At 71.0% G+C, this 3,619-nt stretch carries 3 protein-coding genes and 1 pseudogene; 3 read left to right on the top strand and 1 reads right to left on the bottom strand.

All coding sequences use genetic code 11. The features are described from left to right. Positions 1 to 598 (bottom strand): AfsA-related hotdog domain-containing protein (locus tag FNH09_RS45280; RefSeq protein WP_274390316.1); only part of this gene is annotated, 598 nt, incomplete at its 3' end. A 264-nt stretch (positions 599 to 862) separates the two neighbouring features. Here FNH09_RS45280 and FNH09_RS45285 point away from each other — a divergent pair. The 3 genes and pseudogenes from FNH09_RS45285 to FNH09_RS45295 form a co-directional block, all read left to right on the top strand. Then, positions 863 to 1,480 (top strand): annotated as a pseudogene (locus tag FNH09_RS45285) (ScbR family autoregulator-binding transcription factor); the annotation flags it as partial. Between the two features lie 585 nt (positions 1,481 to 2,065). Further along, positions 2,066 to 2,710 (top strand): HAD family hydrolase, encoded by a 645-nt coding sequence (locus FNH09_RS45290; protein WP_238427482.1) that lies wholly within the window; start codon positions 2,066 to 2,068, stop codon positions 2,708 to 2,710. 133 nt (positions 2,711 to 2,843) lie between these two features. Then, complete coding sequence (locus tag FNH09_RS45295; RefSeq protein WP_152895700.1) at positions 2,844 to 3,617, top strand: SDR family NAD(P)-dependent oxidoreductase; 774 nt, start codon at positions 2,844 to 2,846, stop codon at positions 3,615 to 3,617. The last annotated feature ends 2 nt before the right edge of the window (positions 3,618 to 3,619 follow it).

The following is a 3,619-nucleotide window of genomic DNA, read 5'->3' on the forward strand; positions in this document are numbered from 1 at the left end:
CATCGGCGTGGTGGGTGCGGGCGACCTGGACCGGCGGCATCGGCGGGGCGAGGGGGATGGCGTGTCGGGTGGCTTCGGTGAGGTCGGCGTAGGGGCCGCGCAGGCGGGGGTAGACGGTGGGGGAGAGGTTGGCGAAGGTGGTGTGGGCGGTGCCGAGGTAGTGCCCGTCGACCTGCAGTTCGGCGTGCAGGGTCAGTGAGGTCAGGCGGCCGGCGCGGCGTGCCACGTCGGTGCAGGTGATGTGCAGTTCGACCGCGGCGTCGGTGTTGGTGGCGGTCAGGGCTTCGGGGTTGATGCGGTAGCCGAAGCGGCTCCAGGCCTGGCGGTGGCCGAAGGGCACGCCGTAGGCGGCGTGGCTGAGCAGCGGCACGCACTGGCGGACGGTCTCGGCGATGAGCAGCGGGTCGTGCAGCCCGTCTGCGGGTGTGTAGAAGGGGTGGCCGAGCGGCCAGCGTGCGCTGACGCGGTGGCGGTTGTCGCCGGCGGGCTGCCAGCCGGTGAGCAGGACCTCGGACTGCGCCTGCTTGTGCACGTAAGCGCGGGGGACCGTCGTGGCCAGGGAGCTGGGTGTCACCGGGCCGGAAGCCGTGATGGACATGCAGGGGTTTCCCTTCCGAGGCGGGTGCGTGGCACCCGGGGGCGTCTGGGCAGCCGTTCCTGACGAAGAAAATAAAGATTGCTCTTTTTGTTTTGCGCCCAAGCGAAAGTCAATTGATACTCAAGCGTTGGTCAAGTCCGTTGCCATAAATGGCAAGATATGCTCATAAACCGCACAACTAAAAGGCGGGGTTCCGCTGGCACTGGCGCGGGGCCGGGCAGGCTAGTAACGTAAGGAACGTTCTTTTTCTTTGGGAGGTGTGGGGTGGCTCAGCAGCAGCCGAAGCAGGAGCGTGCTGTCCAGACCCGGGAGGCGATTCTCCGGGCGGCCGCGGAGGTCTTCGACGAGGCCGGTTTCGCCGGTGCGAGCATCAACCGCATTCTGAAGAGGGCGGGGCTGACGGCGGGTGCGCTGTATTTCCACTTCGCGTCGAAGGAGGATCTTGCCCGTGCGGTCATGAACGCCCAGCCCGCTTCGATCATCCCGTGGCTGAAGTCGCAGGGGCTGCAGCGGCTGGTGGACATCACGATGGTCTGGGCGTATCAGCTGCAGGTCGACCCGCTGCTGCGGGCGGGTGTGCGGCTGACCGGGGAGCAGGGGGCGTTCGGGGTGAAGGACGCCACTCCGTACCAGGAGTGGAGCCAGATCATGACCGAGTGCCTCGAGGCAGCCGCGGCCAGGGGGGAGCTGCAGGCCGGTGTCGAGCCTGCCGAGCTCGCCGAGTTCGTGGTCGAGGCGTGCACCGGCATGCAGATGTACTCGGCCGTCGTCAGTGAGGCGCGGGCGGACCTCGCGCAGCGGGCGGTGAGGATGTGGCGGCTGCTCCTGCCCGGCATCGCCGTGCCGGCCGTCATCGCCCGCACCCAGGTCGATCCCGCCCGGGTGCAGGCGGCCATCCGCGACGCCGCAGCGCCCCGGGCGAAAGCGGCGGAGGCGGCGGGGGCGGCGCACAACGGCACGGGCACCACCACCGGCACCACTGCAGGCACCACTTCGGGCACCACCAGAGCGGCCGGCTGAGGCCGCGACACCACAGTGCCCCGGGCGGGAGCGGCGGGGGCGGCACACAACGGCACAGGCACCACCACCGGCACCACTGCAGGCACCACCACGGGCACCACCAGAGCGGCTGGCTGAGGCCGGGACGCCGCGGCGCCCCGGGTGGTGGCGGCGTACAACGGCACGGGCACCACCACCGGCACCATCACGGGCACCACCAGAGCGGCCCGGCCGGCTGAGGCCGGGACGTCGCGGCGTCCCGGGTGGTGGCGGCGTACAACGGCACGGGCACCACCACGGGCACCATCACAGGCACCACTACGGGCACCACTTCGGGCACGACCAGGGCGGCCGGCTGAGGTCGCGTGTCAGGGGCGTCGTCATCGATGCGGCGTCACGATCAGGGGGGTTCACATGGGGCACGGTCTGGCACATCTGCGTCTGGGTGCGGTGAACATCGACGGTGTCATGCTCAATGACACTTTCAGTCCGGTCATTCATCAGTTCCTGGCGAGCCGCGGCCGCGCGTGCACGCTCGAGCTGGAGCGCAGCATCTTCTCCCAGCCGCGTGCGGTCGCGGGCCGGCTGCTCGCGGAGTCCGTGGGCGGCGCGATGAGCGGGGAGGAGGCGCTCGAGGCGTATTTCGAGGAACGTGCCCGGTATGTGGCCGGGCATGCGGTGCGGGTGACCGAGGGGGCCCTCGAACTCGTCGCGCGGCTGCGGCGGGCGGGGCTGCGGACGGTCTGTTACGGCGGCCTGGCCAGGGATCACTTCGAGAGGTTCCTCGGCGAGCACGCCGAGCTGTTCGACGCCCCGGGCTACATCTGCACCGATGCCGTGCGGCCGGGCCTGCACGAGATCGCCACCGAGTACTTCGGCCTCAGCTACGACCAGGTGCTGGTCGTCGACGACGTGGCCAGGGTCGCGGAGGAGGCCCGGCGCCTGGGCATGGCGTTCATCGGCCATCCGAGCCACTTCGAGCACAGTTTCCAGCGGCAGCTGATGCGGGAGGCGGGGGTGCAGCATCTGGTCGACTCGCTGCACACGGTCGACGAGGAACTGCTGCACACCCTCGACGCCCAGGTGGCCGAGGGCACGGTGTGGCCCGGGTAGGGCGGCGTGCGGGAGCGGGCACAACTGCCTTTCGCAACGACGGGCACCACGGACACGACGGACGCGACGGGCACGACGGACACGGCCAGCGCGGCCAACGCGGCGGACACGACAGATGAGGGGGCATGCGGCCATGGACGGGAAGCGGGCGCTGCTGGACGGCAGGGTGGCCATGATCACCGGGGCGTCCAGCGGGATCGGGGCGGCGGCCGCCCGGCTGTTCGCGCAGGAGGGGGCCGCGGTGGTGCTGATGGCGCGGCGCAAGGAGCGGCTGGATGCGCTCGTCGAGGAGATCCGCGACGGCGGCGGCCGGGCGCTGGGGGTTGCCGGTGACGTGACGTCGTCGCAGGACGTGGCCCAGGCCGTGCGGGCCGCGGTCGACACCTTCGGCACGCTGGACGCGGCGTTCAACAACGCCGGCTACGCCACCGCCGGCACGCCGCTGCACGAGACCGACGACGAGACCTACGACAGGACGCTCGACGTCAACGTGCGCGGGGTGTGGAACTGCCTGCGCCACCAGATACCCGTGATGCTGCGCTCCCCGTGCGGCGGGTCGGTGGTCAATACCTCCAGCGTCGCCGGCACCAGGGCCACCGGCGCCTCGGCCGCCTATGTGGCGGCCAAGCATGCGGTGATCGGGCTGACCCGGGCGGCCGCGCTCGAGTACGGACGCTCGGGCGTGCGCTGCAACGCGCTCGTGGTCGGAGCCACGCGCACGGAGATGATGGACGGCGTGCTGGCCGCCGTGCCGGAGCTGGAGGAGGTCTTCATGGCCGAGTCCGTGCAGCGGCGGATCTGCGCGCCCGTGGAGGTGGCGCAGGCGGCCGCCTGGCTGTGCAGCGAGAGGGCGTCGTTCATCACCGGGGCGGCGATGGCGGTCGACGGCGGGGCGAGCGCCGTGTAGGG

The sequence above is a fragment of the Streptomyces adustus genome (genome assembly GCF_009377175.1).
Lineage (GTDB): Bacteria > Actinomycetota > Actinomycetes > Streptomycetales > Streptomycetaceae > Streptomyces > Streptomyces adustus.

Excerpts from the sequence above, each read along its gene's own strand:
- FNH09_RS45290 (WP_238427482.1), top strand. The coding sequence starts at position 2,066 with ATGCTCAATGACACTTTCAGTCCGGTCATTCATCAGTTCCTGGCGAGC.
- FNH09_RS45295 (WP_152895700.1), top strand. The coding sequence starts at position 2,844 with ATGGACGGGAAGCGGGCGCTGCTGGACGGCAGGGTGGCCATGATCACC.